The sequence below is a fragment of the Mesorhizobium sp. INR15 genome (genome assembly GCF_015500075.1).
In the GTDB taxonomy this organism is placed as follows: domain Bacteria; phylum Pseudomonadota; class Alphaproteobacteria; order Rhizobiales; family Rhizobiaceae; genus Mesorhizobium.
In genome coordinates this window covers 4,608,469-4,630,482 of the sequence record NZ_CP045496.1, presented here as the reverse complement: position 1 = coordinate 4,630,482, position 22,014 = coordinate 4,608,469, and the positions used below count along the sequence as shown (strand labels likewise).

Annotated in this window: 21 protein-coding genes; 16 read left to right on the top strand and 5 right to left on the bottom strand. The window is 61.3% G+C overall.

Translation table 11 applies throughout. The annotated features are described in order from the left end of the window. Window position 1: 1 nt before the first annotated feature. From GA829_RS22500 to GA829_RS22470, 7 genes are all read left to right on the top strand, one after another. Entirely contained in the window at window positions 2–1,375 is a 1,374-nt protein-coding gene (locus tag GA829_RS22500) for a pyruvate dehydrogenase complex dihydrolipoamide acetyltransferase (RefSeq protein WP_195174832.1), read from the top strand. A gap of 14 nt (window positions 1,376–1,389) precedes the next feature. Then, on the top strand, window positions 1,390–1,806 hold the full coding sequence (locus tag GA829_RS22495) for a hypothetical protein (protein WP_195174831.1): 417 nt from the start codon (window positions 1,390–1,392) through the stop codon (window positions 1,804–1,806). After that, window positions 1,803–2,438 (top strand): SGNH/GDSL hydrolase family protein, encoded by a 636-nt coding sequence (locus GA829_RS22490; protein ID WP_195174830.1) that lies wholly within the window; start codon window positions 1,803–1,805, stop codon window positions 2,436–2,438. Before GA829_RS22495 ends, GA829_RS22490 begins: the two co-directional genes overlap by 4 nt. 16 nt (window positions 2,439–2,454) lie before the next feature. Then, complete coding sequence (lpdA, locus tag GA829_RS22485; RefSeq protein ID WP_195174829.1) at window positions 2,455–3,900, top strand: dihydrolipoyl dehydrogenase; 1,446 nt, start codon at window positions 2,455–2,457, stop codon at window positions 3,898–3,900. 87 nt (window positions 3,901–3,987) lie between these two features. Beyond that, the gene (locus GA829_RS22480) at window positions 3,988–4,245 is read left to right on the top strand and encodes a GlsB/YeaQ/YmgE family stress response membrane protein (RefSeq protein ID WP_195174828.1); all 258 of its coding nucleotides are present in this window, start codon (window positions 3,988–3,990) and stop codon (window positions 4,243–4,245) included. A gap of 138 nt (window positions 4,246–4,383) precedes the next feature. Continuing rightward, the gene (lipA, locus tag GA829_RS22475; RefSeq protein WP_195174827.1) at window positions 4,384–5,349 is read left to right on the top strand and encodes a lipoyl synthase; all 966 of its coding nucleotides are present in this window, start codon (window positions 4,384–4,386) and stop codon (window positions 5,347–5,349) included. A gap of 9 nt (window positions 5,350–5,358) precedes the next feature. Next, complete coding sequence (locus GA829_RS22470; RefSeq protein ID WP_195174826.1) at window positions 5,359–5,817, top strand: type II toxin-antitoxin system RatA family toxin; 459 nt, start codon at window positions 5,359–5,361, stop codon at window positions 5,815–5,817. 41 nt (window positions 5,818–5,858) lie between these two features. Here GA829_RS22470 and GA829_RS22465 read toward each other — a convergent pair whose 3' ends face one another. Both GA829_RS22465 and GA829_RS22460 read right to left on the bottom strand, forming a co-directional pair. Then, window positions 5,859–6,347 carry a CinA family protein gene (locus tag GA829_RS22465; protein WP_195174825.1) on the bottom strand — a complete coding sequence of 163 codons (489 nt, stop codon included), beginning with the start codon at window positions 6,345–6,347 and terminating at the stop codon, window positions 5,859–5,861. Beyond that, window positions 6,344–7,567, bottom strand: a complete 1,224-nt coding sequence (locus tag GA829_RS22460; RefSeq protein WP_195174824.1) for a bifunctional 2-C-methyl-D-erythritol 4-phosphate cytidylyltransferase/2-C-methyl-D-erythritol 2,4-cyclodiphosphate synthase — start codon at window positions 7,565–7,567, stop codon at window positions 6,344–6,346. Before GA829_RS22460 ends, GA829_RS22465 begins: the two co-directional genes overlap by 4 nt. A 139-nt stretch (window positions 7,568–7,706) precedes the next feature. Between GA829_RS22460 and dusB the strand changes: the two genes are divergently transcribed. The 5 genes from dusB (at window position 7,707) to ntrX (ending at window position 15,104) form a co-directional block, all read left to right on the top strand. After that, window positions 7,707–8,735: a tRNA dihydrouridine synthase DusB gene (gene dusB / locus GA829_RS22455; protein ID WP_195174823.1), complete on the top strand. Its 1,029-nt coding sequence runs from the start codon at window positions 7,707–7,709 to the stop codon at window positions 8,733–8,735. Continuing rightward, the gene (locus GA829_RS22450; RefSeq protein ID WP_195174822.1) at window positions 8,732–9,874 is read left to right on the top strand and encodes a two-component system sensor histidine kinase NtrB; all 1,143 of its coding nucleotides are present in this window, start codon (window positions 8,732–8,734) and stop codon (window positions 9,872–9,874) included. Before dusB ends, GA829_RS22450 begins: the two co-directional genes overlap by 4 nt. Beyond that, a complete protein-coding gene (gene ntrC / locus GA829_RS22445) occupies window positions 9,871–11,331 on the top strand; it encodes a nitrogen regulation protein NR(I) (RefSeq protein ID WP_195174821.1) in 1,461 nt (486 codons plus the stop codon). Before GA829_RS22450 ends, ntrC begins: the two co-directional genes overlap by 4 nt. A gap of 130 nt (window positions 11,332–11,461) precedes the next feature. Then, entirely contained in the window at window positions 11,462–13,753 is a 2,292-nt protein-coding gene (locus GA829_RS22440; RefSeq protein ID WP_195174820.1) for a sensor histidine kinase NtrY-like, read from the top strand. Further along, window positions 13,743–15,104, top strand: coding sequence for a nitrogen assimilation response regulator NtrX (ntrX, locus tag GA829_RS22435; RefSeq protein ID WP_195174819.1), 1,362 nt, complete (start codon window positions 13,743–13,745; stop codon window positions 15,102–15,104). The genes GA829_RS22440 and ntrX overlap by 11 nt, the downstream gene beginning before the upstream one ends. A gap of 54 nt (window positions 15,105–15,158) precedes the next feature. On the opposite strand, the gene GA829_RS22430 is transcribed toward ntrX, so the two are convergent. Next, complete coding sequence (locus GA829_RS22430) at window positions 15,159–16,178, bottom strand: hypothetical protein (protein WP_195174818.1); 1,020 nt, start codon at window positions 16,176–16,178, stop codon at window positions 15,159–15,161. Window positions 16,179–16,488: 310 nt separating this feature from the next. Between GA829_RS22430 and GA829_RS22425 the strand changes: the two genes are divergently transcribed. From GA829_RS22425 to hflX, 3 genes are all read left to right on the top strand, one after another. Then, window positions 16,489–17,352: a D-amino-acid transaminase gene (locus GA829_RS22425; protein WP_195174817.1), complete on the top strand. Its 864-nt coding sequence runs from the start codon at window positions 16,489–16,491 to the stop codon at window positions 17,350–17,352. A 145-nt stretch (window positions 17,353–17,497) separates the two neighbouring features. After that, entirely contained in the window at window positions 17,498–17,743 is a 246-nt protein-coding gene (gene hfq, locus GA829_RS22420) for an RNA chaperone Hfq (protein ID WP_006202172.1), read from the top strand. Further along, window positions 17,744–19,135 (top strand): GTPase HflX, encoded by a 1,392-nt coding sequence (gene hflX / locus GA829_RS22415; protein WP_195174816.1) that lies wholly within the window; start codon window positions 17,744–17,746, stop codon window positions 19,133–19,135. Window positions 19,136–19,141: 6 nt separating this feature from the next. On the opposite strand, the gene mazG is transcribed toward hflX, so the two are convergent. Together mazG and GA829_RS22405 are read right to left on the bottom strand one after the other, a co-directional pair. Then, entirely contained in the window at window positions 19,142–19,966 is an 825-nt protein-coding gene (gene mazG / locus GA829_RS22410) for a nucleoside triphosphate pyrophosphohydrolase (protein WP_195174815.1), read from the bottom strand. A gap of 89 nt (window positions 19,967–20,055) precedes the next feature. Next, window positions 20,056–21,240: an amino acid aminotransferase gene (locus GA829_RS22405; protein ID WP_195174814.1), complete on the bottom strand. Its 1,185-nt coding sequence runs from the start codon at window positions 21,238–21,240 to the stop codon at window positions 20,056–20,058. A 125-nt stretch (window positions 21,241–21,365) separates the two neighbouring features. Here GA829_RS22405 and GA829_RS22400 point away from each other — a divergent pair, with 125 nt between their 5' ends. Next, window positions 21,366–21,980 (top strand): histidine phosphatase family protein, encoded by a 615-nt coding sequence (locus tag GA829_RS22400; RefSeq protein WP_195174813.1) that lies wholly within the window; start codon window positions 21,366–21,368, stop codon window positions 21,978–21,980. Window positions 21,981–22,014 lie beyond the last annotated feature (34 nt).

Below are 22,014 nucleotides of genomic sequence, written 5' to 3'. Positions count from 1 at the left end.
GATGCCTATCAACATCACCATGCCGGCCCTGTCGCCCACGATGGAAGAGGGCAACCTGTCGAAGTGGCTTGTGAAAGAGGGCGACAAGGTTTCGCCGGGCGATGTCATTGCCGAGATCGAGACCGATAAGGCGACGATGGAAGTCGAAGCCGTCGATGAAGGCGTTGTCGCCAAGCTGGTTGTTCCGGCCGGCACCGAAGGCGTCAAGGTCAACGCGCTGATCGCGGTGCTCGCCGCCGACGGTGAGGATGTTGGCGCGGCTGCAAAGAGTGGTGGCGCTGCCGCCCCTGCCAAGGCCGAAGCCGCGAAAGCGGAAGCACCCAAGGCCGAGTCGCCCAGGCCTGAAGCCCCGCAGCCTGCCGCCGCACCGGCGCCCAAGGCCGAAGCCGTTCCGGCGGCCAATGGCCACGCTGGTGGCGCGCGCACCTTTGCGTCGCCGCTCGCGCGCCGTATCGCCAAGGACGCTGGCGTCGATGTGTCGGCGATGACCGGCACCGGCCCGCACGGCCGTGTGGTCAAGGCCGATGTCGACGCGGCGATTGCCGGTGGCGGCGCCAAGGCGGCACCAGCCGCGAAGGCGGCGCCTGCCGGTGCTCCGGCAACTCCCGCCGCCGTGCCGAAGGCAATGTCGGACGAGCAGGTGCTGAAACTGTTCGAGCCCGGCTCCTACGAGCTTGTCCCGCATGACAATATGCGCAAGACCATCGCGCGGCGCCTGGTCGAGGCCAAGACAACCATCCCGCATTTCTACCTGACGCTCGACTGTGAGCTCGACGCGCTGCTGGCGCTGCGCACGCAGATCAATGCTGCAGCCCCGGTGAAGAAGACCGAAAAGGGTGATGCGCCCGCCTACAAGCTGTCGGTCAACGACATGGTCATCAAGGCGATGGCGATGGCACTGAAGGCGGTGCCCGATGCCAATGCCTCATGGACTGAAGGCGCCATGGTCAAGCACAAGCATGCTGATGTCGGCGTTGCGGTGTCCATTCCTGGCGGCCTGATCACGCCGATCATCCGCAAGGCCGACGAAAAGACGCTGTCGGTGATCTCCAACGAGATGAAGGACCTGGCCAGCCGTGCGCGCAGCCGCAAGCTGAAGCCGGAAGAGTATCAAGGCGGCACGACGGCGGTTTCCAATCTCGGCATGTTCGGCATCAAGGACTTTGCCGCGGTCATCAATCCACCGCATGCGACGATCCTGGCCGTTGGCGCCGGCGAGGAGCGGGCGGTGGTGAAGAACGGCGAGATCAAGATCGCGACCGTGATGTCGGTGACGCTGTCGACCGATCACCGTGCCGTCGACGGCGCGCTGGGTGCTGAACTGCTTGTCGCCTTCAAGCGCCTCATCGAAAACCCGATGGGCATGCTGGTCTAAGAAGGAAAAGGGCGGTGCGGAAATTCTTCACCAGCTTTTTCGCCTTCCTCATTTCCGGCCTCGCCGGTGGGCTGGTGGCGCAGGAACTCGCCGTCGCCACCGGTGCCGAGGAAGAGTACATCATCGTCTTCATGGCCTCGGTGCTGGTCACTTGCGTGGTGACCTTCATCTTTTTCGTGGCGCAATTTCAGCGCGATCCACTTGCCGCGGTGAATGCGACTGGAAAGTGGTCGCTGATCGTCTTCGCGGCGCTGCTTGTCCTGCTGGTGGCGCTGATCCTCTACAGCGACAGCACTTCGACCGCGGTGAAGGGTGATGTTCCGATCGTGATCGGCCTTGGCCTGCCGGGGCTGGCGACGATCATCATACACTGGCTGTTCGTGCGCTGGCGGGTGCGGCGCGGTTTGGTCAAGACGCAGGTGAGCGCATGAAGACGGTTCTTTGCTACGGCGACTCGCTGACCTGGGGCTATGACGCCGAAGGTGGCCGTCATGCGCTGGCGGACCGCTGGCCAAGCGTGCTGCAGGCGGCGTTGGGGGCCGGGGTGTATGTTATCGCCGACGGCCTGAACGGCCGCACCACGGCCTTTGACGACCATCTGGCCGGCGCCGACCGCAATGGGGCGCGGCTGCTGCCGACTGTCCTGACCACCCATGCGCCGATCGACCTGATCGTCATCATGCTTGGCGCCAACGACATGAAGCCATGGATTCACGGCAACCCGGTGGCTGCCAAGCAAGGGATCAGCCGGTTGATCGATATCGTGCGCGGTCATGACTATCCGTTCGATTGGCCGGCGCCGCAAATCCTGATCGTGTCGCCGCCTGTGGTCAGCCGCACTGAGAATGCCGACTTCAAGGAAATGTTTGCCGGCGGCGACGAGGCGTCGAAGCACCTTGCGACACAGTACTCGGCCCTTGCCGACGAGACCGGCTGCGGCTTCTTCGATGCCGGCAGCGTGGCGCAAACCACCCCGCTCGACGGCGTCCATCTCGACGCGGAAAACACGCGAAACATCGGCACGGCGTTGGCACCTATCGTGCGCGTCATGCTGGAACTGTGAATGAAGGAGAAAATCCGTGGCTGAGAATTACGACGTCATCATCATCGGCTCCGGTCCCGGCGGCTATGTCACCGCGGTGCGTTCAGCTCAGCTCGGCTTCAAGACGGCGATCGTCGAGCGCGAGCATCTCGGCGGCATCTGCCTCAACTGGGGCTGCATTCCGACCAAGGCATTGCTGCGCTCGGCCGAGATCATGCACTATTCGGATCACTTGAAGGACTATGGCCTGAAGCTCGACGGCAAGGTCAGCGTTGACACGGCTGCCGTCGTCGACCGCTCCAGAAAGGTTTCGCTGCGGCTCAATGGCGGCGTTTCCTTCCTGATGAAGAAGAACAAGGTCGACGTGATCTGGGGTGAAGCGAAGCTCTCCAAGCCAGGTGAAATCATTGTTTCCAACACAGCAAAGAAGCCGATGGAGCCGCAGCCTCCGGTGCCAAAGGGCGTCAAGGGAGAGGGCACCTACACCGCCAAGCACATCATCCTGGCGACCGGCGCCAGGCCGCGCGCGCTGCCCGGCATCGAGCCCGATGGCAAGCTAATCTGGACCTATTTCGAGGCGATGGTGCCCAAGGAGATGCCGAAGTCGCTGCTGGTGATGGGCTCGGGCGCCATCGGCATCGAATTCGCCTCGTTCTATCGCACCATGGGCGCCGAGGTGACAGTGGTCGAATTGTTGCCGGCGGTGATGCCGGTCGAGGATGCCGAGGTCTCGAAATTCGCGCAGAAGCAGTTCGAGAAGCAAGGCATGAAGATCATCCTCGAAGCCAAGGTGACCAAAGTCGAAAAGGGTGCCAACTCGGTCACCGCGCATGTCGAAATGAAGGATGGCAAGGTCGAGAAGATCACCGCCGACCGCATGATCTCGGCCGTCGGCGTGCAGGGCAACATCGAGGGTCTTGGTCTTGAAACGCTTGGCGTGAAGACCGAGCGTGGCTGCATTGTCGTCGATGGCTACGGCAAGACCAATGTGCCAGGCATCTATGCGATCGGCGATGTTGCCGGCCCGCCCATGCTCGCCCACAAGGCTGAGCATGAAGGTGTCGTCTGTGTCGAAAAGATCGCCAATTTCCCCGGCGCGCATGCCATCGACAAGCTGAAGATACCGGGCTGCACCTACTGCAATCCGCAGGTCGCCTCGGTCGGCCTGACGGAAGCAAAGGCGAAGGCCGAAGGCAAGGACATCCGCGTCGGGCGCTTCCAGTTCGCCGCCAACGGCAAGGCCATTGCGCTCGGCGAGGACCAGGGTTTCATCAAAACTATTTTCGACAAGAAGACGGGCCAGTTGCTCGGCGCCCATATGGTCGGCGCCGAAGTGACCGAACTGATCCAGGGTTTTGTCGTGGCGATGAACCTCGAGACCACCGAGGAAGAGTTGATGCACACGATCTTCCCGCATCCGACGCTGTCGGAAATGATGAAAGAAAGCGTGCTGGACGCCTATGGCCGCGCGCTGAACGCGTGATAAAATTGATCACGCCAGAGTCGGTGGAACTCAACGGCGGGGTAACTCGTTTCCGGACGCATTTTCACTCATTGAAGGAGAGGGCATATGGACGTGAATGGAGTGGGCTGGATCGCAGCCATCATTATCGGCGGTCTGGCGGGCTGGTTCGCCGAAATGGTCATGAAGAGCAACACCGGCATCTTCATGAACATAATTCTGGGCATCATCGGCGCGGTCGTGTTGAACGCCATCCTGAATGCGCTGCACTTCGACCCGTTCGGCGTGGGCTGGACAGCCTATCTGATCACCGGCTTCATCGGCGCCTGTCTGCTGATCGCCGTTGGTCGCATGGTTCGCCGTTAACGCGGCTAAACATTCGCTATGCAAAAAGGGCTGTTGCGGCATGCGCCGCGACGGCCTTTTTCTTTGCGTTGAAAAGTCTTAGATGACGTTGTGAAGGCGAGTGTCCGAGAGGAACTCGCGAATGAACCAGGTTTTCCGATGGTCACTGTTCTCGATACGATCGCCAACGCACCGCGCCTGCGGCACCCGGAGAAGGCGCACAAGCCCGATCAGGATGTGCTGCGCAAGCCCGACTGGATCCGCGTCAAGGCGCCAGTGTCGAAGGGCTATGCCGAGACGCGCGAGATTGTGAAGTCGCACAAGCTGGTGACGGTGTGTGAAGAGGCCGGCTGCCCCAACATCGGCGAGTGCTGGGAAAAGAAGCACGCCACCTTCATGATCATGGGCGAGATTTGCACGCGCGCTTGTGCGTTCTGCAATGTCGCCACCGGCATCCCGACTGCCCTTGATCCGGACGAGCCGGCGCGCGTCGCCCATGCCGTCAAGCAGATGGGCCTGAGCCATGTCGTTATCACTTCGGTCGACCGCGACGATCTCGCCGACGGCGGCGCGCGCCATTTCGCCGAAGTCATCCGTGCGATCAGGGCAGCGACGCCCCTGACGACGATCGAAATCCTGACGCCTGACTTCCTGCGCAAGGAAGGCGCGCTGGAGATCGTCGTGGCGGCTAAGCCCGATGTCTTCAACCACAATCTCGAAACCGTGCCGTCGAACTATCTGACGGTTCGGCCAGGCGCCCGTTATTTCCACTCGATCAGGCTGCTGCAGCGGGTCAAGGAACTTGACCCGTCGATCTTCACCAAGTCCGGCATCATGGTGGGCCTGGGTGAGGAGCGGAACGAAATCCTGCAACTGATGGACGACCTGCGTTCGGCCAATGTCGACTTCATGACCATTGGCCAATATCTGCAGCCATCGAAGAAGCACCATCCGGTGATCCGTTTCGTCACGCCGGAGGAGTTCAAATCCTTCGAGACAATCGGTCGGACCAAGGGCTTTCTGCTGGTGGCGTCGAGCCCGCTGACGCGCTCGTCGCATCACGCCGGCGACGATTTCGCCAAGCTGCGCGCGGCGCGGGAAGCGTTCCTCAAGAAATCGGCCTGACGCCGGTTCATGCCGAAATTCGAAGCCACCCGCCGCGTTGCCCACACGCCGGAGCAGATGTTCGCGCTGGTCGCCGATATCGAGGCCTACCCGCAATTCCTGCCGCTTTGCGAGTCCCTGACAGTGCGTTCGCGCAAGGAACGCGAGGGGCGAACCATGCTCGTCGCCGACATGAGCGTCGGCTACAAGGCGATCCGCGAGACGTTCAGCACGCAGGTGCTGCTCAAGCCCGACGAGAATACCATCGACGTCCGATACATCGATGGCCCGTTCAAATATCTGAGCAATGTATGGCGGTTCGAACCGGCTGTCGGCGGCTGCAACGTGCGCTTCTTCATCGACTATGAATTCAAGAGCCGCATTCTGGGCGCGGTGATGGGAACCATGTTCGATCGCGCTTTCCGCATGTTCGCCGAGGCCTTCGAGAAGCGTGCCGACGTCATCTACGGGACGAACCCGGTTTCCTGACTTTCCAGACTATCGCTGACTTTGCAGACTACCCCCGATTTTCAAGACTGCCGAAGTGCGTTGAGAGCGAGTTGCAGCGCGTGACTGACTGTGTCCTGACGGATTGAGTCACGGCCCTTGTCGGCGAAGAGCATACGCTCGGCTGCAACGGGTCGATCATTCAAGGCGAGACCGAACCAGACCAGGCCGACGGGTTTTTCCACCGAACCACCGCCAGGGCCGGCGATGCCGGTGACAGCCAGCGTCAATCCGGCGCGCGAGCGTGCAAGGGCACCGGCCGCCATCTCGAGCGCCGTTTCGCGCGACACCGCGCCGTGCGCTTTCAGCGTGGCCGCTGAAACACCAAGCATCTCCATCTTGGCCTCGTTGGAATAGGTGATGAAGCCGCGATCGACCACGGCCGAAGAACCGGCGATGTCGGTCAGCGCGGCGATGATCATGCCGCCGGTGCAGCTCTCCGCCGTCGCCAGCATTATGCCACGCTGTTGGCAGGCCTGAAACAGTGCATTTGCCAACTCGCCGTTGCTCATTCCGGTATCTCACCGGGAAAGGCGACGCTGGCGGTAGCGATGGCAGCTATGCCTTCCTCGCGCCCGACAAAGCCGAGCTTCTCGTTGGTGGTCGCCTTGATCGAGATGCGGTCCCGCGAAATCCCCAGCATTTCGGAAAGCGTCACGGTCATCGCCTCACGATGCGGGCCAACGCGCGGGGCCTCGCAGATCAGCGTGACGTCGGCATTGGCGATACGGCCGCCACGTTCACGCACCAGCTTGGCCGCATGCTCGACGAATATCCGCGAGGCAGCACCCTTCCATTGCGGATCGGACGGCGGAAAATGCGTGCCGATGTCCCCGGCGCCGCAGGTCGCCAACAGCGCATCAGTCAACGCGTGGAGGCCAACATCGGCGTCCGAATGGCCTGACAGTTTCTTGTCGTGCGCAATGGCGACACCACACAGCGTGACATGATCGCCGGGTTCGAACGCATGGACGTCGTAGCCATTGCCGGTCCGGATGTCAGGAAAGCGCATGCGCTCGCCGGAAAGTCGCTGGTCCGCCATCGCGATGTCCCGTGCCCAGGTGAGTTTGAAGTTGTCGGGAGAGCCCGGAACGATCTTTACCGGAATATGTGCCCATTCGGCGATTGCCGCATCGTCGGTAAAATCGGCTTTCCCCAGATGATGGGCTTTCTCATGCGCGGCCAGGATCGGCCAGAACGGGAAACCCTGAGGCGTTTGCGCCGCGTGAAGCCCATTCCTGGAGACGGTTTCGCCGACCACACCGGAGGCCGACTCGCGCTTCAGCGTATCTGCTACGGGCAGGGCGGGCAGCGCGCCTTCGCGTTCGCCGATCGCCGCGATCGTTCGGTCAATCAGCTCGGCATCGACGAACGGACGAACCGCATCGTGCACAAGCACCCGGCTCGGTGCGTGGCTTCTCAACGCGAGCAGGCCAAGGCGCACGGACTCCTGTCTCGTCGCGCCGCCAATAATGGCAGTGACCCGTACCGCGCTGGCGCCTGCCGCGAGTTGAAACAACTCATGGTCGTCAGCATGAATGGCGACAATCACGGAGCCGGTTCGCGGATGGGCCAGGAATGTCTCAAGTGTGCGCGCGATGACGGCGCGGCCACCGATGTTTTGATATTGCTTCGGCCCATTGGCCTGACCGGCGCGCGCGCCGCGGCCGGCCGCGACGATAACCACGGCTACCTTGTCATTCATGGCCGAAGTTTCACTTGCATCAGTCATGGTCAGTGCCTTAGTCGCGGCCAAAGCCGAAGGCCAGCATTTTCCCAAATGCGCCTTAATGTGGCGTCATTCCGCGTTGCACATTGCACTGGTTCTGGCTAGAGAATGTGCAGCAATTAAACATGCTTGGTTTTTGTGCATGCCTGACCTGAACAAATTGGCCGCGCCGTTGGACGTCGGCGGGGTAAGAATCCGCAATCGAGTCTTTCTGGCGCCGATGTCTGGAATAACCGACGAGCCGTTCCGGCGGCGCGCGCATGCGCATGGCGCGGGACTGGTGGTATCGGAAATGGTAGCGAGCGGCGAGCTTGCCAAGGGCAGGGCGGGTTTTGATCTGCGCATCCGTCATTCCGGGCTGCCTGTCCACATGGTTCAGCTTGCCGGCCGCGAAGCGGTTCATATGGCCGAGGGTGCGCGTATCGCCGCTGGTGAGGGCGCCGACATCATCGACATCAACATGGGCTGCCCCGCGAAAAAGGTGACAGGCGGCTATGCCGGATCGGCGCTGATGCGCGATCTTGATCACGCTTTGTCGCTGATCGATGCGGTGGTTGGTGCCGTGGATGTGCCGGTGACGGTGAAGATGCGGCTCGGCTGGGATGAAGGCGCGCTGAACGCTCCCTCTCTTGCGCGCCGTGCCGAGGAGGCCGGCGTCAGGATGGTAACGATCCATGGCCGCACGCGCTGCCAGTTCTATCAGGGCAAGGCCGATTGGCTTGCCATAGCCCGCGTCAAGGAGGCCGTGTCCATCCCGGTCGTCGCCAATGGCGATGTCGGTTCGCCGGCGGAGGCAGCCATGATCCTTGAACAGTCCGGCGCCGATGCGGTGATGATCGGCCGCGCGCATTATGGCGCGCCCTGGATTGCTGGCAGCATCGCCGCGGCAGCGCGAGAAGAGCCCGTGCTTGGCTTGCCCGACCGTGAACACGCGTTGGCTGACTATGTCATTGCCCACTACGAAGACATGTTGGCGCTGTACGGTGTCGAAAGCGGCCTGCGTCAGGCCCGCAAGCATCTTGGCTGGTATCTCGATCGTCATGCCGCCGGCGTTGCCGACGATCAGCGCAAGGCCGTCCTCACCGCATTCGAGCCTGCCCGCGTCATCGCCTTGCTGCGCGAGGTGTTTTCGAGCGAGCCGCGGACAGTGAACCTGCGGAGCGCAGCATGAACGCCACCATTGCCCAAGTGCCCGAGATGGCGAATGCCGCCCAGATCGTGCTCAACACAATCCGCCGTCCGGTGATCATGATCAACCCGGATGGCTTCATCACCTTCGCCAACGCCGACGCCGAGGACTTTTTCCGCTCAAGCGCCACCATGCTTGCCCGCAACACGCTGTCCAAGCTGATCCCTTTTGGCAGCCCGCTTTTGACTCTGGTCGATCAGGTGCGCGAGCGCCTGGCTCCGGTTAACGAATACCGGGTCGACGTGTCTTCGCCGCGGCTTGGCATCGAGAAGGTCGTCGATCTCTACGTTGCGCCGGTGCCGGAATTTCCCGGTGCGGTCGTGGTGATGTTCCAGGAACGCTCGATGGCCGACAAGATCGACCGGCAGATGACGCATCGCGGTGCCGCGCGCTCGGTGACTGGTCTTGCCGCGATGCTTGCCCATGAGATCAAGAACCCGCTTTCCGGCATCCGTGGCGCCGCCCAGTTGCTGGAACTTTCTGCGTCCGACGAGGACCGAGCGCTGACGCGCCTGATCACCGACGAGACCGACCGTATCGTGTCGCTGGTTGACCGCATGGAAGTGTTTTCCGACGAGCGGCCGATCGATCGCTATCCTGTCAATATCCACGTTGTTCTTGATCACGTGAAGGCAATTGCGAAGAACGGTTTTGCCAGGAGAATCAAGATATTGGAGGATTATGATCCTTCACTGCCTCCGGTGTTTGCCAACCGCGACCAGCTGATCCAGGTGTTCCTCAACCTGGTCAAGAATGCCGCCGAGGCGATCGGCAGCGATCCGCAGGGCGAGATCATCCTGTCGACCGCGTTCCGGCCGGGCATCCGCGTTTCGGTGCCGGGAACCCAGGACCGTGTCTCGCTGCCGCTGGAGTTTTGCGTGCGCGACAACGGTTCCGGAGTTTCCGAAGACATCCTGCCGATCCTGTTCGATCCTTTCATCACCACCAAGCCGAACGGTTCGGGGCTGGGGCTGGCGCTGGTCGCCAAGATCGTCGGCGAGCACGGCGGCATCATCGAATGCGATTCGACACCACGCGGGACCACGTTCCGCATCCTGATGCCGGCCTGGAAAGAAGTGCCATACGGCGCCGATGACGAAGGCGAAGGAGACCGCAAATGACTGTTCGCGGCAACATTCTGGTCGCAGACGACGATGCGGCGATCCGCACTGTCCTCAATCAGGCGCTTTCACGCGTCGGCCATGAGGTGCGGGTGACTTCCAACGCCTCGACGCTGTGGCGTTGGGTGGCGGCGGGCGAAGGGGACCTGGTCATCACCGACGTGGTGATGCCGGACGAGAACGCTTTCGACATGCTGCCGCGCATCAAGAAGGCGCGGCCGGAACTGCCGGTTATCGTCATGAGCGCTCAGAACACGTTCATGACCGCGATTCGCGCCTCCGAGACCGGCGCCTACGAATATCTGCCGAAGCCGTTCGATCTCACCGAACTCCTCAACATCGTCAACCGGGCGCTTTCGGAGCCGAGGCGGCCGAAGATCGATACACGGCCGGAAGAACAGCCCGACGCGATGCCGCTGGTTGGCCGCTCGGCGGCCATGCAGGACATCTACCGCATGCTGGCGCGCATGATGCAGACCGACCTGACGGTGATGATTTCCGGCGAGTCCGGTACCGGCAAGGAACTGGTGGCACGCGCGCTGCACGAATATGGCCGCCGCCGTGGCGGTCCGTTCGTGGCCATCAACATGGCGGCAATCCCGCGCGATTTGATCGAATCGGAACTGTTCGGCCACGAGAAGGGCGCCTTCACCGGCGCGCAGAACCGCTCCACCGGCCGCTTCGAACAGGCCGAGGGCGGCACGCTGTTCCTCGATGAGATCGGCGACATGCCGATGGAGGCACAGACGCGGCTGCTGCGCGTCCTGCAGCAGGGCGAGTACACGACTGTCGGCGGGCGCACGCCGATCAAGACCGATGTTCGCATCGTCGCCGCCACCAACAAGGACCTGCGCACCCTGATCAACCAGGGACTGTTCCGCGAGGATCTCTTCTACCGCCTGAATGTCGTGCCGCTCAGGCTTCCGGCGCTGCGCGAGCGCTCCGAGGACGTTCCAGACCTCGTCCGCCACTTCTTCAAGCTCGGCGCGTTGGAAGGCTTGCAGACCAAGCGCATTTCCACCGGCGGCATCGAATTGATGAAGCGCTACCCATGGCCGGGCAATGTGCGCGAGCTGGAAAATCTTATCCGTCGGCTGGCCGCACTCTATTCGCAGGACGAGATCTCCGCCGAAATCATTGAAGCGGAGCTGAAGACCGGCGAACGGCCGGTCGTTCCAGGTGGCGGCAACCTCATTCCCGACGACCTGTCCATCGGCCAGGCGGTCGAGCATTTTCTGCAACGTTACTTTGCGTCGTTTGCCGGCGAATTGCCGCCAGCAGGTCTTTATCAGCGTATTTTGTCCGAGGTCGAGTATCCGCTCGTCCTTGCCTCAATGACCGCAACCCGCGGCAATCAGATCAAGGCCGCGGAATTGCTGGGGCTCAACCGCAACACGCTGCGCAAGAAGATTCGCGAACTTGGCGTCAATGTCTACAAATCGTCGCGGCAGTCCTGACCCTTGACCTGGGTCAGGTCCTTTTCCGGGGGATCGATCGCCGAAAGATTTCCGTCTCGGCCACACTTGTTGCATAATCGCCACAATGCGTTGCATACATCCGACGCAATCATTGGCTCAAGACGGCGACATGGCTCTCCAGGCACCCTCACTCAACGAACCGCTTTTCAGCGAACCCAGCGCGAGGGAAGGACGCCGGCTGCTTGCGTTGCCGGGCGTGGTTGCGGTGGGCGGCGCGCTGGTGACGGCGGCGATCTCGTTCGCCATTCTTGTCGGTGCGACGCCGATTACCCCAAACGAGTCGACGACGCTGGCGTTGATCGCGCTCAATGCCGCCTTCGTCCTGTTTCTCATCGCCCTGGTTGGCCGCGAAGTGCACCGCATCCTCATGGCGCGCCGGCACGGCAAGGCTGCGTCGCGGCTGCATGTGCGCATCGTGGCGATGTTCGCGCTGGTCGCCGCCATTCCCGCGATCATGGTGGCCATCATCGCGTCTATCACGCTCGACATCGGCCTCGACCGCTGGTTCGAGATACGCACCAAGACGATCGTCAATTCGTCGCTGTCGATCGCCGATGCCTATGTCCAGGAAAACGCCCGCAATCTTCAGGGCACGACCCTGTCGATGGCCTATGATCTTGACGCGTCGCGCACGCTCTACGGGCTTGATCGGACAGGCTTTCTCGACCTGATGAACAAGGAGGCCGCGGGCCGATCGCTGGCTCACGCGGCGTTGGTCAAGGCAGACGGCTCTTTTGTCATGAGCGCCAAGACCGATGCCGATTTTTCCATGCCGGAGCCACCCGAAGGCGCCGTCAACAGCGCCGCCGACGGCAGGACCGTTCTGATTGAACCCAAGACCCGCAACATCATGGGCGCCATCGTCAAGCTGCGCGAGATCGAAGGCCTCTATCTCTACACAATTCGCCTGGTTGACCCCGAAGTGATCAAGGCGCGGCAGATCGTCAGGTCCAACACGGACGAATATCGCGGGCTCGAGGACAATCGCCGCACCTCGCAGGTGGCCTTCGCGCTTCCTTACCTGTCACTGACGCTGATCATCATCCTGTCCGCCATCTGGACCGGTATTGCGGTCGCCGACCGCCTGGTGCGGCCGATTCGTCAGCTTATTGGCGCCGCTGACGAGGTCGCGACCGGCAATCTCGATGTCGCCGTCGCCGTCAGGCCCTCCGATGGCGACGTCGCTTCGCTTGGTGATACGTTCAACAAGATGCTGCTGGAACTGAAGTCCCAGCGCAACGAGATCCTGTCGGCCAAGGATCTGATCGACGAGCGGCGGCGGTTCTCCGAAGCGGTGCTCGCGGGCGTCACCGCCGGCGTCATCGGTGTCGATCCCTATGGCATCGTAACCATTGTCAACCGTTCGGCGGAGACAATGCTGGCCATCTCCGCCGATGCGGCCCTCGGGCAGAACCTGTCCGCCGTGCTGCCGCATGTCGGCCGCGTTTTCGAGATCGGCCGGAAGTCCGGCAAGCCCGTCTATCGCGAGCAGGTGACCTTCTACCGAGCCGGCGCTGAACGGACTTTCAACGTGCAGATCACCATCGAGGCCGGCGACGACGGTACCGAGGAAAAGTCCTACGTCGTCACGGTCGACGACATTACCGATCTGGTTCAGGCGCAGCGCTCGTCAGCCTGGGCCGACGTGGCACGGCGCATCGCTCACGAAATCAAGAACCCGCTGACACCGATCCAGCTTTCGGCTGAGCGTATCAAGCGCCGCTACGGCAAGGTCATCACCGAGGACCGCGAGGTTTTCGACCAGTGCACCGACACCATCATCCGACAGGTCGAGGACATCGGCCGTATGGTCGATGAATTCTCGGCTTTCGCCCGCATGCCCAAGCCGGAGATGAAGGCGATCGACCTGCGCGAATCACTGCGCGAGGCCTCGTTCCTCGTCGAAGTCAGCCGCGCCGACATCACATTCGAACGGGTTTTCGGCAACGAACCGCTCAAAGGCACCTTCGACAGCCGTCTGATGGCGCAGGCTTTCGGCAATGTGATCAAGAACGCCGCCGAAGCGATCGACGGATTGGAACAGAAGGATGGTTCGGACGGCATAATCCGGATTCAAGCCGGGCGTCAGAATGGCGCGATTCGCATCGACGTCATCGACAATGGCAAAGGTTTGCCGCGCGAGAATCGCCAACGGCTGCTCGAGCCCTATATGACGACGCGCGAGAAGGGCACGGGGCTCGGTCTCGCGATCGTGAAGAAGATCGTGGAGGACCATGGCGGCAGGCTGGAACTTCATGATGCACCCGCGGATTTCCACGGTGGGCGGGGTGCGATGATCAGCATCATTCTGCCGCCAGCCGCTGCGGCTACCGCGTCTTCTCGCGGCGAAGGCAGGGCGGCAAACGAACGAGAAACTGAAAAGGTCGGTAATGGCGTCTGATATTCTCATCGTCGATGACGAGGAAGACATCCGTGAACTCGTCGCTGGTATCCTGAGCGACGAAGGTCATGAAACCCGCACGGCGTTCGATGCCGACAGCGCGCTCGCGGCAATCGCCGACCGGGCGCCTCGCCTGATTTTCCTCGACATCTGGCTGCAGGGTTCGCGCCTGGACGGGCTGGCCTTGCTGGACGAGATCAAGACGATGCATCCGAGCCTTCCGGTGGTGATGATCTCCGGTCATGGCAACATCGAAACGGCGGTATCGGCCATTCGCCGTGGCGCCTATGACTTCATCGAGAAGCCGTTCAAGGCTGACAGATTGATCCTCATTGCCGAGCGCGCGCTCGAGACTTCGAAACTGAAACGCGAAGTCTCGGATTTGAAGCAGCGCAGCGGCGAGACCTTCGACCTGATCGGCATGTCGTCGGCGATGAGCCAACTGCGCCAGACCATCGAGCGCGTCGCGCCAACCAACAGCCGCGTCATGATCATTGGCCCGTCCGGGTCGGGCAAGGAACTGGCGGCGCGCGCCATCCACACGTTGTCGACGCGCAAGGGCGCGCCCTTCGTGACGCTGAGCGCCGCCAACATCACGCCTGAGCGTATGGAAATCGAGCTTTTCGGCACCGAATCGAATGGCGTCGAACGCAAGGTCGGCGCGCTGGAGGAGGCGCATCGCGGCATCCTCTACATCGACGAAGTGGCTGACATGCCGCGCGAAACGCAAAACAAGATCCTGCGCGTTCTGGTCGAGCAGCAGTTCGAGCGGGTGGGGGGCACCAAACGGGTCAAGGTCGATGTTCGTATCATCTCCTCGACCTCGCAGAACCTGGAAGCGATGATCGCCGACGGGCGCTTCCGCGAAGATCTTTATCATCGCCTGGCGGTGGTTCCTGTCATGGTGCCGGGCCTGGCCGAGCGGCGCGAGGATATTCCCTACCTCGTCGACAATTTCATGAAGCAGATCGCGCGCCAGGCCGGCATCAAGCCACGCCGTATTGGGGACGACGCGCTGGCGGTGCTGCAGGCGCACAACTGGCCGGGCAACGTCCGCCAGCTGCGCAACAACGTCGAAAGGCTGATGATCCTGGCGCGTGGCGACGATGTCGATTCGCCGATCACCGCTGACCTTTTGCCGTCCGAGATCGGCGATGTCATGCCGCGTACGCCAAACCAGTCGGACCAGCACATCATGGCGCTGCCGCTGCGCGAGGCGCGCGAACAGTTCGAGAAGGACTATCTGATCGCCCAGATCAACCGTTTCGGCGGCAACATTTCGAAGACGGCCGAGTTCATCGGCATGGAGCGCTCCGCCCTTCACCGCAAGCTGAAGTCGCTGGGCGTCTGATAACAGTTGGTCCAGCGAGTCGGGTGCAGCCAATTGGCGGTTGCGGTCAGATTCTCAAGGGTAGGTCGAGTCAAAAGGATCGTGATCTTCTTCCCCAGGCTTTGACACCCAAGAAGGCCGATCTGGCACAGACCAGGCTGCCAGATTTCTAGCCGTTCTAAACATTCCGCGTGGCATAGGGGCATCCACGAGTCCGGAATGATGTAATACCGCGATTATCTTCATCGAGGCGAAAAGGCAGAACGCCGCTTCTGCGGGAGACGCAACCACTCCATTATGAGCAATGGCGTTTCTTTTCTTGTTGAGGAAGTCCAATGCGCTGGCCCCGTCATACCAAATTTCACTAAGGTTTTTTCCTGACAGTAGCTTTAACAGCGGGCCTAAAAAAGTCTTCATCCGATCTGAAGAAATTCCCCGCAAAATAAGCTTTCTCTCCTCTTGCTCATCTATACCCTTATCTGTCAAGGATCTATTTATTAGTTCCTGAATGGTGTCGTCTAGTATTCCATGACCGACGATCACGGCCTCTGAATAGTATCCGTGGTCAAACAGTTCGAAGCATGCGAGGTAACGGCGGGCTATTGCAACCGTATCGCCTGCTACATGTGAACTCGCAAGGTCTTGCGTTTCAGCGCGATCTTTCGCATCGGGTTCATACCCTAACCGTCGATTGACGACAAATGGGTCCACGATCCCGTCGATTAAGCACGTGTGAAATAGTGTGTCCCCAGTTCCAACTCTGCGAAGATGCAATCCCTCAGAGTTTCCCAGACGTACCAACTTGAAAGCATCCGTCAGTTGGTTGATTGCCTTCAGAGCCTTGAAAAGCGGCAACTGCCGTTCGACATGGCCATCGAATTGCGCCTGTGTCTTTCCGTTTGAGTCGTCCCATGAGACACAAAAAACGGTGCTTGTTTTAGGTAACTCAAGGCGACCTAAGAACGGCGTAGAGTCGATCATAAAAGCGTCAGGGTAGGACACGTTGACGTGGGTACGACCGATCGCATAGTCACCAGCATCAATCGCTCCTCGAAAGCCTACGCCGATATAATATCGTACCCGCTTCACGCTCATGCCTTTCACAGACTCGTTGCGGGCAGGTTAGTCGAGCCGACCTTTTGCGTAATGAACAATCGCGTGGACCAGTCCTAGAGGGTTCGCGTTGGTGGCTTATGGGCATACGATGCTGAAAACCTTGCGGTAAGGCCGGTCAATCGTCGACCGATGAGACCGCATCCTTCTTCGATGCACCGAAACCGCGGATCGCGACGGAGGTGGAAAATCGAAGAAAAATTCAAAGTTCCCATGTTTGAAACCAGGCTCGTTGAGTTGGCGCCAGCAACGGAATCGCCTAAGAAAGCTGGGACTTTCCTGAGGGACTACCATGCCACGTATTGCCTATGTCAACGGGCGCTATGTCGTTCATGCCGATGCCGCCGTGCACATCGAGGACCGCGGTTATCAGTTCGCTGACGGTGTCTACGAGGTCTGCGAGGTGGCGCGCGGCTTTATCGTCGATATGCCGCGTCATCTCGCCCGGCTGAATCGGTCCCTGACGGAACTGTCGATCGGCTGGCCGGTCACCTCGGGCGTGTTGCCGCTGATCGTGCGCGAGGTGGTCAACCGCAATCATGTCTTCGACGGCCTTGTCTATGTCCAGGTCACGCGGGGCGTCGCCAGCCGTGACTTTGTATTTCCGTCCGCTGACACCAAGTCGTCCCTGGTGATCACCGCCAGGAAGGTCGATCCAATGGTGGCCACCAGGCGGGCAGAGACCGGTATAAAGGTCATCACCGTGCCTGAAAATCGTTGGGACCGAGTCGATATAAAGACCACGGGACTGTTGCCGAATGTATTGGCCAAGCAAAAGGCCAAGGAAGCCGGTGCCCAGGAAGCCTGGTTTGTCGACCCCCACGGCAACGTCACCGAAGGCGGCTCATCAAACGCCTGGATCGTGACCCGGGACGGCGTACTGGTCACGCGATCGGCCGAACACGGCATCCTGCGCGGCATCACCCGCACCACTTTGTTCGAGGTGGCTGCCAAGCTCGGTCTGAAGATCGAGGAACGCGGCTTTTCCGTTGCCGAGGCCAAGGCCGCGCGCGAGGCTTTCTTGAGTTCGGCAACGACGATTGCCATGCCGATCGTGGCGATTGACGGCGATCCTGTGGCCAACGGCCACCCCGGCTCAATAACACTTTCGTTGCGGCAGGCCTTTTTTGACGTTGCGGAAAAAAGTCCAGCCTGATAACCGCACAGGTGGAATGAACATCAATATATCTCGTTCTGCTTGTCGTTACTGACGGCAAGATGGTGTTTGCGAGCTTGACATGCGCACGTTAATTTGGCGCATTGGCTTGCAAACCGAAGGGGATCGGCGAAAGACAAGAACAATGGCGGAACGATCGCAAAATCTTCAGGACCTGTTCCTGAATTCAGTTCGCAAGAGCAAAAACCCACTCACCATCTTTCTCATCAACGGCGTGAAGCTGACCGGCGTGGTCACTTCGTTCGACAATTTCTGTGTTCTGCTGCGCCGCGACGGCCACTCCCAGCTCGTCTACAAGCACGCCATTTCCACGATCATGCCGAGCCAGCCGGTTCAGATGTTCGATGGCGAGGAAAGCCAGGGCGCCTGATTGGCACGTGAGACAGACGCGGACCGCGGCGTCCGTGGGAAATCAGCACATCAGCCTGGGACGGAAGCCAAAGGTCCGACCCGGGCCGTTGTCATTGTGCCCGTGCTTACCCGCCACCAGCGCAGCGACGATGAGGCGAACCGGCCCCGGCTGACGCGTTCAGCCGATGCCCGTCGCGACGAAGCAGTCGGACTTGCCCGCGCCATCAATCTTGACCTGATCCATACCGCGGTGGTGACCGTCAACGATCCGCGCCCGGCAACCTTGCTTGGCAGCGGCAAGGTTGCCGAGTTCGCCGAGATCGTCAAGGAAGGCCATGCGGAAGTGGTCATCGTCGACCATCCGCTGACGCCGGTGCAGCAGCGCAACCTCGAGAAGGAAATGAACGCCAAGGTGCTGGACCGCACCGGGCTGATCCTCGAAATCTTTGGCGAGCGCGCACGCACCAAGGAAGGCACGCTGCAGGTCGAGCTTGCCCATCTCAACTATCAGAAGGGCCGGCTGGTACGCAGTTGGACCCATCTTGAGCGTCAGCGCGGCGGCGCCGGCTTCCTCGGCGGCCCCGGCGAAACCCAGATCGAATCCGATCGGCGGCAGTTGCAGGAAAAAATCATCAAGCTGAAGCACGAGCTGGAAACGGTGCGGCGCACACGCGACCTGCACCGCGCCAAGCGCAAGAAGGTGCCGTTCCCGGTGGTGGCGATCGTCGGCTACACCAACGCCGGCAAGTCGACGCTGTTCAACAGGCTGACTGGAGCCGGCGTGCTGGCCGAGGACATGCTGTTTGCCACGCTTGATCCGACATTGCGCCGCGTGCGCCTACCACATGGCACGCCGATCATTCTTTCGGACACGGTCGGCTTCATCTCGGATCTGCCGACCCACCTGATCGCGGCATTCCGCGCCACGCTGGAAGAGGTGGTCGAGGCCGATCTCGTCATCCATCTGCGCGACATTTCCGACCCCGACACCTCGGCACAGGCCGAGGATGTCGAGCGCATTCTCGCCGATCTCGGCGTTGATGCCAGCGACACCAAGCGCGTCATCGAAGTCTGGAACAAGATCGACCAGCTCGACGAAGGCAACCGGGCCCGGTTGCTTGCCGATGGGGCCGACGCCAGCAAAGCGCCTCCGGTTGCGATATCGGCAATCACCGGCGAAGGCATCGACGCCCTCAAGGCGATTATCGAGACGAGGATGTCCGGCGAGCTGGAATCGTTGACAGTGACGATCGAGCCCGCACAGTTCGGTCTTGTCGACTGGGTCTATCGCAACGGTGATGTCGTCTCACGCATAGACAATGAGGACGGCAGCGTGACCATCTCGCTGAAGGCCACGCACAGCGCGCGGGACGAGATCGAAAGCAAATTGCATCGTAAAAACAACGGATAAAACCGCTTACTTCGCGGTCTTTGCCTGCTGCCAGAGCGCTTCCATCTCGTCCAATGTTGCCTTTTCAAGTGTGCTGCCGGAGGCGTCCAGCGCCCGTTCGACATAGTGAAACCGCGAACGGAACTTCTCATTGGTGCCACTTAGCGCCGCCTCGGAATCCAGCTTGAGGTGGCGGCCGAGATTGACGACGGCAAACAGCATGTCGCCAAACTCATCCTTGATCGAAGCCGTGTCGCCCTTGGCGAGAGCCTCGCGCAATTCGCCGATTTCTTCCTCGATCTTGTCGAGAATGGGCGCTGCTTCGCTCCAGTCGAAGCCGACGCGGGCGGCCTTCTCCTGAAGTTTTAGTGCCCGGGTCAAAGCGGGCAGGGCCACCGGCACACTGTCCAGGAAGCCGGCGCCATTGTCTTCTGGGTCGAGTCCCCGGGCGAGACGGGCACTCCGCTTCTCCGCCTTCTCCTGCGCCTTGATCTTTTCCCACATGCCCTTGGCCATGCCGGCGCTGCGAGCCTTCTCGTCGCCAAAGACATGCGGGTGGCGGCGGATCATTTTCGTGGTGATGGCTTGCACCACGTCAGGGAAGGCGAACTCGCCGGCCTCCTCAGCCATTTGCGCGTGATAGACGACCTGCAGCAGGAGATCGCCGAGTTCGTCGCGCAGATCGTCGAGGTCGCCACGCGCGATGGCGTCCGCCACTTCGTAGGCTTCTTCGATCGTGTAAGGCGCGATGGTCGAGAAATCCTGCTCGATATCCCAGGGGCAGCCAGTTTTCGGCGCGCGCAGCGCCGCCATGATCTCGATCAGGCGGGAAATGTCTTTCGATGGCGTCATGTGGCGGATGCTACCTTGCGGTCCGCCACACGGCCAACGCTGTCAGCCGGCGAGGGCGCCTTGTCCACAGTTGTGGGGCACCGGTACCCTCAATCGAGGACAGAGACGATCGCCTTGGCGAGTTCGTCCATTCCGTCCTCGGGCAGGCCGGCAACGTTGATGCGGCTGTCGCCGACCATGTAAACGGCATGCTCGGTCCGCAGCCGCTCGACCTGTGCCTCCGTCAGGCCAAGGCGGGAGAACATGCCGCGATGGCTGGCGACGAAATCGAAGCGGTCGGAATTGGACTGCCGCCGCAGCGCCTCGGCGAAGGCGACGCGAAGCCTGAGCATGCGCAGGCGCATGTCTTCGAGCTCGGCTTCCCAGTCCGCGCGCAGGGTGGCATCTTCAAGCACGATGCGCACGGCGGCCGCGCCGTGGTCCGGCGGCATCGAATACATCACGCGTGCCGCCGACAGGATCTGGCTCATCGCCACATCCGCCTGCGCGCTGTCCTTGGCAAGGATCATCGCCGCGCCGACACGGTCGCGATAGACGGCAAAATTCTTCGAGCAACTGGAGGCGACAACCATTTCCGGCACTTTCGCGGCCAGCAGGCGCAGGCCAACAGCATCGGCCTCAAGGCCGTCGCCAAAGCCTTGGTAGGCAATGTCGACGAAGGGCAGCAAGCCGCGCTCGACAACGAGGTCGGCAACCTCGGCCCATTGCCTGGCGTCGAGGTTGGCGCCGGTTGGATTGTGGCAGCAGCCATGCAGCAGAACGACGTCGCCGGCCTTCGCCGTGCGCAACGCAGCGAGCATGTCGTCGAAACGAACGGCACCCGACACAGCGTCGAAATAGGGATACTCACGAATCTGCAGGCCGGCGGCGCGCATGACCGGCATGTGGTTCGGCCATGTCGGGTCCGACAGCCAGATCGTTGCATCGGCGCGTGTCCGCTTCAACAGCTCGGCGACAAGCCGCAGCGCGCCGGAGCCGCCTGGTGCCTGCGCCGCGCGGATGCGCGTCATGTCGGCTTGCGGACCAAAGGCGAGCTTTGCCATCACCGTGTTGAAGCTGGTATCGCCAGCAAGGCCGAGATAGGTTTTGGTATCCTGGCCCTGGAGCAGGCGCTTCTCGGCCTCGCGCACGGCGCGCATCACCGGCGTTTTCCCGTCGCGATCCTTGTAGACGCCAACACCGAGATCGACCTTGTTGGTTCGAGGATCGGCGCGGTAGAGGCCTATCAGGGCGAGAATCTTGTCGGCGGGGGCAGGCTGAAGGTCTTCGAACATGGGAATGGTTCCATTGGCGCGGCGGAGTGATACGCAAATCGGGTGCGCTTCACCAGTGGTTTCAGTTGCGCCAATGCAAAATGCGAGATGATGCCGGTTGGCAAGGTTCAAGGGATGACTGCTTCATGCTCGTACGCCTGACGATGATCTGCGGCGGCGCCACGACGGCAACGCGGCAAGGATCATTTCCGCTCGACGAACCGCTCGAGTCGCGATCGCTCGTCCTGGCAAAAGCGATGCACGGGGCACTGCGCCGTGCCGATCGCATCTGGACTGGACCAGCGCTTCGCGCCCGCCAGACTGCCAAGGCGCTGTCACTGGATGCATCGATAGAGCCGCTTCTGGCGGACCAGGATCACGGGCAATGGGCTGGCAAGCGCTTTGAGGATCTGCAGGCCGAGCAGCCCGACGGCATTGCCTCTTGGTTCAATGATCCTGACGCGGCTCCGCATGGTGGCGAATCATTGGCGGATGTTGCGCACAGGGTCTCGGGCTTGATGGACGGCTTGATCGCCACGTCAGGCCACACGATCGCGGTGACCCATGCCAGTGTCATCCGCGCTGCCATCCTGCATGTTCTCGGTGCGCCGCTCGCCGCCTCTGGGAAGATCGACGTCGAGCCGCTCAGCATCACCGATTTTCGCAGCGACGGCCGTAGATGGATGCTCCGCGCCTGCGGTGTCACGGCGCCCAAACAGCGCAAGCTCTCCGAACGAGCGAATGGCGAGCCCAATTCCTGACGCCGACCGGCCTTGCCGTTCGTCCACGCAGTTG

What these genes read in the sequence shown, in the direction of transcription:
- GA829_RS22490 (WP_195174830.1), top strand. Translation starts at nt 1,803, where the DNA reads ATGAAGACGGTTCTTTGCTACGGCGACTCGCTGACCTGGGGCTATGAC.
- GA829_RS22470 (WP_195174826.1), top strand. Translation starts at nt 5,359, where the DNA reads ATGCCGAAATTCGAAGCCACCCGCCGCGTTGCCCACACGCCGGAGCAG.
- GA829_RS22405 (WP_195174814.1), bottom strand. Translation starts at nt 21,240, where the DNA reads ATGTTCGAAGACCTTCAGCCTGCCCCCGCCGACAAGATTCTCGCCCTG.
- GA829_RS22400 (WP_195174813.1), top strand. Translation starts at nt 21,366, where the DNA reads ATGCTCGTACGCCTGACGATGATCTGCGGCGGCGCCACGACGGCAACG.
- GA829_RS22500 (WP_195174832.1), top strand. Translation starts at nt 2, where the DNA reads ATGCCTATCAACATCACCATGCCGGCCCTGTCGCCCACGATGGAAGAG.
- mazG (WP_195174815.1), bottom strand. Translation starts at nt 19,966, where the DNA reads ATGACGCCATCGAAAGACATTTCCCGCCTGATCGAGATCATGGCGGCG.
- dusB (WP_195174823.1), top strand. Translation starts at nt 7,707, where the DNA reads ATGCCTGACCTGAACAAATTGGCCGCGCCGTTGGACGTCGGCGGGGTA.
- GA829_RS22465 (WP_195174825.1), bottom strand. Translation starts at nt 6,347, where the DNA reads ATGAGCAACGGCGAGTTGGCAAATGCACTGTTTCAGGCCTGCCAACAG.
- GA829_RS22480 (WP_195174828.1), top strand. Translation starts at nt 3,988, where the DNA reads ATGGACGTGAATGGAGTGGGCTGGATCGCAGCCATCATTATCGGCGGT.
- GA829_RS22450 (WP_195174822.1), top strand. Translation starts at nt 8,732, where the DNA reads ATGAACGCCACCATTGCCCAAGTGCCCGAGATGGCGAATGCCGCCCAG.
- GA829_RS22460 (WP_195174824.1), bottom strand. Translation starts at nt 7,567, where the DNA reads ATGACTGATGCAAGTGAAACTTCGGCCATGAATGACAAGGTAGCCGTG.
- lipA (WP_195174827.1), top strand. Translation starts at nt 4,384, where the DNA reads ATGGTCACTGTTCTCGATACGATCGCCAACGCACCGCGCCTGCGGCAC.
- hfq (WP_006202172.1), top strand. Translation starts at nt 17,498, where the DNA reads ATGGCGGAACGATCGCAAAATCTTCAGGACCTGTTCCTGAATTCAGTT.
- GA829_RS22425 (WP_195174817.1), top strand. Translation starts at nt 16,489, where the DNA reads ATGCCACGTATTGCCTATGTCAACGGGCGCTATGTCGTTCATGCCGAT.
- ntrC (WP_195174821.1), top strand. Translation starts at nt 9,871, where the DNA reads ATGACTGTTCGCGGCAACATTCTGGTCGCAGACGACGATGCGGCGATC.
- GA829_RS22430 (WP_195174818.1), bottom strand. Translation starts at nt 16,178, where the DNA reads ATGAGCGTGAAGCGGGTACGATATTATATCGGCGTAGGCTTTCGAGGA.
- ntrX (WP_195174819.1), top strand. Translation starts at nt 13,743, where the DNA reads ATGGCGTCTGATATTCTCATCGTCGATGACGAGGAAGACATCCGTGAA.
- GA829_RS22440 (WP_195174820.1), top strand. Translation starts at nt 11,462, where the DNA reads ATGGCTCTCCAGGCACCCTCACTCAACGAACCGCTTTTCAGCGAACCC.